We start from the raw sequence: 5,876 nt of genomic DNA on the forward strand, positions 1-5,876 counted from the left end.
GCCCCTGGATGCCCGCAACCAGCTAACCCAAGATCAAACAAATACCTGACCAGTTACGAACCGTGATGCCCGTCCGGCCTCACCGCCCCGGGCCACACGGACACCCTGCACGACGAACAACGAACTCGCGAGCAGAACGACCGTGTTGACGAGGCCGATCGTGACGCTCAGATTCTGCTGTGACCGGGCGAACAGCTCCCGATCCCCGGCCCGGGCGTCCATGAAAATCCCGAAAAACAGCCCGAACATCGACATCTCGCCGAGTAGCAGAACCCAGACGCCGGCCGCCCCCGGCACATGCCCCGTGCGAGGGTGCGACTCGGGAGCCTCGAGCCGCACCGCCGACGAGGATGGTTGCACGGGCGCCGACCGCTCAGGCAGCATGCACGCTCGCGACACCGTCAAGCCGCCGGGCCAGCTGCTGATCGCCGACGATCGCCCGGTGGGTCCCCAGGCCATCACGAGCATCCACAGGCCGAACACGCCCAGGGGAACCCAGAACACCAGCAGCCCATGGTAGGCGAACGGTCCGGTCTTGAAGAACGTCAACAGCATCGCCGGCAGGAAGAGGAAGCATTCCAGCAGATTGAAGTAGGCCAGCCAGCGGGGAAAGACCGGTGTCGGCCCGGTGTCCAGCAGCACGGCCAGGGCGATGGCGAAGCTTTGCAGGACGAACGGCATGAACGGCATGATCCAGCCCAGGTCGTGCAGCGCCTGTTTGACTTCCGGGTTGCGTTCCGGCCGGAACGTGGCGGCGGCCAGCACGAGCAGCGGCACCAGCAGAAACTGCCAGGCCGCCAGGCCGGCCCCGAACTGAAGATAGGCCAGCGCCTTCTGCTCGGGCCGGATACGCAGCATCTGCCGGGTGATCACCACGATCAGCGGACCCCACACCATGAACCCGATCAGCGTCAGGACGATTCCGAGCCGGATGAGGTTCGTGCCGTCCCGGTAGAACGCGGCGACCTCCGTTGCGGAATAGTCGGCGGGGACCGCCGGGATGTAACCGGCGGTCAACAGGCCCACGAACATGAGGAGCACGCCTAACGGAACACACGTCACGCATGCGCGTTCGATTCTCTCGCTCACCGTCAGACGCGCCGGCGAGTTCGGGGTGAAAGTCAACGGAACTCCTAGAGGGAAAGTCACCGCACATGTGATCGCGCCCGCTATCTGTGGGCTCAAGGATCGGCGCCGGGCCTGATCTCGGACCAGCCCGATCGGGTGGGGGAAACCTTGGTCAGGCCGGGTCGTTGACGTAGCCGTTGACGCCGACCGTTCCGGAGACGTTCTCTTCCGTCGCCGCCTCGGTGACCTGAATACGCTCACCCGATGCCGGAGCCGTGCACCAGGACGACCTTGATGACCTCGCCCCGGGCCTGCGCCTCGACCGCCTCGTTGATTTCCTTGAAAGGCATCGTGGTAATGATCCGGTCGAACGGAAACGCACCCTTCTTGTACATGTCAATGAGTTCCGGAATGAAGACGTCCGGATTGCTGTCGCCCTCAACGATTCCGGTAAACGACAGGCCTCGGGCCTGCATCTCGATGAGGTTCACCGACAGCGTCGCCGTCGGGTCCGCCGGTACGCCGACCATGCCGAACCGCCCCTGCTGGGCGAGCGAGGCAAGCACGGCGGTGATGACCGGGGCGGCGGCCGTCGTGTCGACGGCGTACTTGACCCCCGCGGGGATGATCGCCCGGACCTGTTCGGCGACGTCGCCCGCGGCGGGGTCGACCGCATGGGTCGCGCCGAGCTCAAGCGCGAGCCGCCGACGGGCGGCCACCGGCTCGACGACGATGATCGTCGCCAGCCCGCGAGCCGCCGCCATGACCGCCGACAGGCCCACCGAACCGCCCCCGGTGACCAGCAGCGACGAACCGGCGGGGCAGTTCAGGGAGTTGAGCACCGCGCCGGCGCCGGTCTGGATCCCGCAGCCGAGCGGTCCGACCAGCTCCAGCGGGATGCCGTCGGGAACCTTCACGACGTTGATCTCGTGGGCCAGCGCGTGGGTGGCGAACGACGACTGGCCGAAGAAGTTGCCGCCCACGTCGGCCGCGCCGTCGTGCAGGGGAGTCGTGCCGGCGCCACCCACCCCGCTGAAGTTGAGCTCCATGAACCGGACGCAGTACACCGGGGAACCGGCCAGGCACTCCGGGCAGGCGCCGCAGCTGTTGAAGCTGGCCGCGACCCGGTCCCCGGGCGCGACCTTGGTGACGCCCTCCCCCACCGCGACAACGGTTCCGCTGCCCTCGTGACCGACGACGGAGGGGAACGGGAAGGGCAGGTGGCCGTGCGCGACGGCCAGGTCGGTGTGACACAACCCGACCCCCGCCACCTCGATGAGTACCTCCCCGGGACCGGGGCCGGCCAGGTCGAGCTCCTTGATCTCGAAGTCCGAGCCAAGTTTTTCGAGTACCGCGGCTGTGATCTTCGCGGCGTTCCTCCTGTTTCGCAGTCCCGCGACGAGCGCGTCGGCTGCTCGGCCGTTGTTCTTCTTCGGTGTTGTCCGATGCCGCGTCAGGCGCTGGAGTCGACGACGTTCGCCCTGATCCCGTCGCAGGCCTCGGTAATGATCAGCTGGCAGGACAGCCGCGAGTCCTCGTCGGCGCCATCGAGGAACTCCAGGAGTTCGGTCTCCTCGCTGACGGGGTCGTCGAACAGCGCGCGGGTCGCCGCGTCGAGGTGCACGTGACAGGTGGCGCACGAGCAGCCGCCGCCGCATTCGGCGACGATGCCCGGCAGGTTGTTACGGACCGATCCATCCATGATCGAAAGTCCGACCGGGACGTTGACGACCTTCTCGGTCCCATCCGGCAGGACGTAGGTGATCGCGGGCATGCGGGTTTCTTTCTCTTCGTCAGGTGGGAATCAGCTCACGCGGCGTAGAAGCCCGGCTCGCGCAACCATTTCTCGATCGGCCCGTCGAGGAACTCCTTCGACAGGGGCGGCCGGTGGTAGGGCGGGTCCGGCTCGTCGCCGAGGACGAGCACCTCGCCGGCGAACCCGGCCTGGCGCAGGAGCGCGGCGAACGTCCCGCCCGCGTGGCCGGCCCCGGCGATGACGACGACGCGGGCGCGCCCGCCGGTCAACCCAGATCCAGGCGGATCGGGAGCCGGCGCAGCCCGCCGACGAAGTTGGTCTGGACGACCCTGCGGTCGCCAACGACCTCGATCGACGTCAGGCGGGGAAGCAGCTCCTCCAGCATGATCCGCAGTTCCTGCTTGGCCAGGTGCTGGCCGATGCACATGTGCGGGCCGTAGCCGAACGCGATGTGCCGGTTCGGCTTCCGGTCGAGGCGGAACTCGTCGGACGCGTCGAAGATGTCGGTGTCCCGGTTCGCCGACTGGTAGAGCAGCATGAACCGGTCGCCCTTGGTGATCTGCTGCCCCCGCAGCACGTAGTCCTGAGTCGCCTGCCGGGCGAAGTGCTTCACCGGAGACACCCAGCGCAGCCCCTCGTTGACGAGGTCGGGCACCAGCGCCGGGTTGGCCCTGACCCGGGCGAACTGCTCCGGGCGGTGGGCCAGCGCCTCGAGGATGCCGGCCAGCGTGCTCGATGTGGTGTCGTGCCCGGCGGTGGAGATCGCGACGAACCAGCCGTACGAGACCTCCTTCGCAAAGAACTCACCGTCCGGCCGGCGCGCGTTCGCGATGATGGAGGCCAGATCGTCCTTCGGCTCGGCCCGCCGCGACTCCACGAGAAGGTCGAAGTAGGCGTAGAAGTCGCGGATCGTCGCCGACCATTGCTGCGCCGCCGCCTCGGGGGTCAGCGCGGCGACGTCCTCCCGCTGCGCTTCGGGGTCGGCGGTGCCGAAGAACTCCTGGGTGAGGGCCATCATTCGGGGCTCGTCCTCGGCCGGGACCCCGAACAGCGACATCACCACGTGGAGCGGGTAGAACAGCGCGAAGTCGCCGACGACGTCGAGCTCGTTGACGCCCGGGCGTAGCCGCTCGGCGATCGCCTGCCGGGCCAGCTCCCGGATGCGGTCCTCCCACTTCTTCAGGGAGGCGGGCCGGAACCATTCGTTCGCGATGTCCTTGACCATCGTGTGCTCAGGCGGGTCGAGGTAGGTCACCCGCCTCGAGGATCCGCAGGCTTCCCCCGGTCAGGGACCGGGTGAAGCCGTCGCCGGCCTGGTTCTGCAGGATCGGGTTGTGCGAGCCCGGCTCGTCACCGCCGCCGCTGGTAAAGATCGCCGGCTGCTTCTCGATCTCCATGATGTCCGCGTGCTTGGACACGAGCCAGAGCGGGTCGTAGCCCTCGACGTGGACCTTCGCCAGCGGCGCGTGCTCCCGCAGCCACTGGTAGGCCGCGAAGAGCGGGCCGTCGTCCCGGTGTCCTTCGGGCAGCACTACCCGGCGTGCGATCTCATCCGGGACGCTGACGGTCGACGTGGACTCGGTAATGGTCATGGGGCGCTCCTGCGTCGGGGCGACTGAGCCGGCCGCTCGGTCTGACGGCTTCATCCGGCGGGATGCGCCCCATCATGTGAACCGAGTCACATGGTCCGCATCACTCTTAAGGGAGGCTTTTCTCCCCATCCGACGCTGGGTGACCAACCACTCACCGACAGAAACACTCGGTTATGCAGCCGGGAGCGGGTACGGACCAAACGCGCCGACCGGCAGACAAGGCCCAGATATGCGTCCTAGAACGAGTGGGATTTCTGTCCCCTCGGCCTGTCCATCGCCTGGAGCACGAAGGCTCGGTCCGTCCCGTGGTAATACGCGGCGCCGGCCTCGGAACGGGTTGCCACGCCGAGCTTGCGCATCATGCTCTTGACATGCGACTTGACAGTCGCCTCGGTGACGAAGAGGCGCTCGCCGATCTGCGCGTTGGTCAGGCCCTCCGCGACCAGCCGCAGGACCTGCTCCTCCCGGCGGGTCAACCCGGCCCACGCATCGGCATCCGGCAAATCGGGGAACCGGCGAGCCGGGCGTGACGCCCACGCGACATCGCGGCGCACCGGGCCGGGCGGCGGGACGGAGACAGAACCGACGCCGGAGTCGGCCGCGAGGTGGTCCCGCTCGTTCCCGAGTCGTCCCATCAGGTCATGCAACACCGCGGTGTGACCTTCGACGGTCTCCCGGACGGTTTCCAGGTCCCTCAGCGTCTGGACCCACTCCAGGGGGGGGCGAGCCCCGCGGCCAGCAGAGTGAACAGGTCACGGTCGAACTCGTCCATCACGCCGGTCTCGGTATTGCGATCGACGTGCAGCAGGCCCACCACCTGGTCCCGCAACACCAGCGGGGCGGCGACGTAGGACCGCCACCGGGTGGCCGCCAGCAGCTGGGCGTGCACACGTGGATTGCTCTGGACATCGCGAACCAGAATCGTCGAACAGGTACGCACGACCTCGTCTTCGAGCAGGTCGTGGATACGCCGGTAGGCCGGGGTGCGCCCGGCAGCCACGATGGCCACCGCCTCGCCCGGGTCGCTGCGGGTGCGGGCCGCGCAGGGAATCCACCGGCCGTGCCGAACCCAGGACAACAGGGCTCGGTCGTAGCCCAACTCGACCGTCAAGTGCGGGATGAGCTCAGCGAGCTCGGCGACCGTCGTGGCCCCTCGGAACCGCTGCAGCACCCGGGCGAGCAGCGCGGGGGCCCCCGCCCGCGCAGCGCCGTCCAGCTGACGAGATCCAGCCGGGCGGCCGCGAACTCGTTCGCGGCGACCTCGGCGGCTGCGGCCAGGTCCGGCCGCAGCTCGGCGGCGGCCCGCACCGCCGCTGACGCTTCGGTCAGCGCCTGGAGGACCTGTTCGGGGTCGGCCACACCGTAACGGGGAACCGGGAAATCTAAGTGAAAGACGGATATTGAGCCATTCCCGGCAACGATTTGTGAGGTTGGGTAATTGTTGCGGGGTGTGAGTGTCC

9 protein-coding genes are annotated in these 5,876 nt (G+C 68.0%); all 9 read right to left on the reverse strand.

Going from position 1 to position 5,876, the window contains the following annotated elements:
* Window positions 1–33 precede the first annotated feature (33 nt).
* The 9 genes from G6R25_RS20425 to G6R25_RS20460 all read right to left on the reverse strand — a co-directional run bounded on the left by G6R25_RS20425 (window position 34) and on the right by G6R25_RS20460 (window position 5,775).
* On the reverse strand, window positions 34–876 hold the full coding sequence (locus tag G6R25_RS20425; RefSeq protein ID WP_163554229.1) for a hypothetical protein: 843 nt from the start codon (window positions 874–876) through the stop codon (window positions 34–36).
* Window positions 877–1,325: 449 nt separating this feature from the next.
* Window positions 1,326–2,459 (reverse strand): alcohol dehydrogenase catalytic domain-containing protein, encoded by a 1,134-nt coding sequence (locus tag G6R25_RS20430; protein WP_163554230.1) that lies wholly within the window; start codon window positions 2,457–2,459, stop codon window positions 1,326–1,328.
* Window positions 2,460–2,521: 62 nt separating this feature from the next.
* Window positions 2,522–2,842 (reverse strand): 2Fe-2S iron-sulfur cluster-binding protein, encoded by a 321-nt coding sequence (locus G6R25_RS20435; protein ID WP_136449667.1) that lies wholly within the window; start codon window positions 2,840–2,842, stop codon window positions 2,522–2,524.
* Window positions 2,843–2,877: 35 nt separating this feature from the next.
* Window positions 2,878–3,093 carry an FAD-dependent oxidoreductase gene (locus G6R25_RS20440; protein WP_136449668.1) on the reverse strand — a complete coding sequence of 72 codons (216 nt, stop codon included), beginning with the start codon at window positions 3,091–3,093 and terminating at the stop codon, window positions 2,878–2,880.
* Complete coding sequence (locus G6R25_RS20445; protein WP_235949245.1) at window positions 3,090–4,079, reverse strand: cytochrome P450; 990 nt, start codon at window positions 4,077–4,079, stop codon at window positions 3,090–3,092. Before G6R25_RS20445 ends, G6R25_RS20440 begins: the two co-directional genes overlap by 4 nt.
* A complete protein-coding gene (locus G6R25_RS31970; protein ID WP_235826417.1) occupies window positions 4,057–4,416 on the reverse strand; it encodes a hypothetical protein in 360 nt (119 codons plus the stop codon). Before G6R25_RS31970 ends, G6R25_RS20445 begins: the two co-directional genes overlap by 23 nt.
* Window positions 4,417–4,652: 236 nt before the next feature.
* Window positions 4,653–5,066 carry a helix-turn-helix transcriptional regulator gene (locus tag G6R25_RS20450; protein WP_235826418.1) on the reverse strand — a complete coding sequence of 138 codons (414 nt, stop codon included), beginning with the start codon at window positions 5,064–5,066 and terminating at the stop codon, window positions 4,653–4,655.
* Window positions 5,067–5,110: 44 nt separating this feature from the next.
* Window positions 5,111–5,527, reverse strand: a complete 417-nt coding sequence (locus G6R25_RS20455; RefSeq protein ID WP_161983093.1) for a GAF domain-containing protein — start codon at window positions 5,525–5,527, stop codon at window positions 5,111–5,113.
* Window positions 5,524–5,775, reverse strand: a complete 252-nt coding sequence (locus tag G6R25_RS20460; protein ID WP_161983094.1) for a hypothetical protein — start codon at window positions 5,773–5,775, stop codon at window positions 5,524–5,526. The genes G6R25_RS20455 and G6R25_RS20460 overlap by 4 nt, the downstream gene beginning before the upstream one ends.
* Window positions 5,776–5,876 lie beyond the last annotated feature (101 nt).

The sequence above is a fragment of the Candidatus Frankia alpina genome (assembly GCF_902806485.1).
Lineage (GTDB): Bacteria > Actinomycetota > Actinomycetes > Frankiales > Frankiaceae > Frankia > Frankia alpina.

Coding starts and splice junctions, on each gene's coding strand:
- G6R25_RS20435 (WP_136449667.1), bottom strand. CDS start 2,842: ATGCCCGCGATCACCTACGTCCTGCCGGATGGGACCGAGAAGGTCGTC.
- G6R25_RS31970 (WP_235826417.1), bottom strand. CDS start 4,416: ATGACCATTACCGAGTCCACGTCGACCGTCAGCGTCCCGGATGAGATC.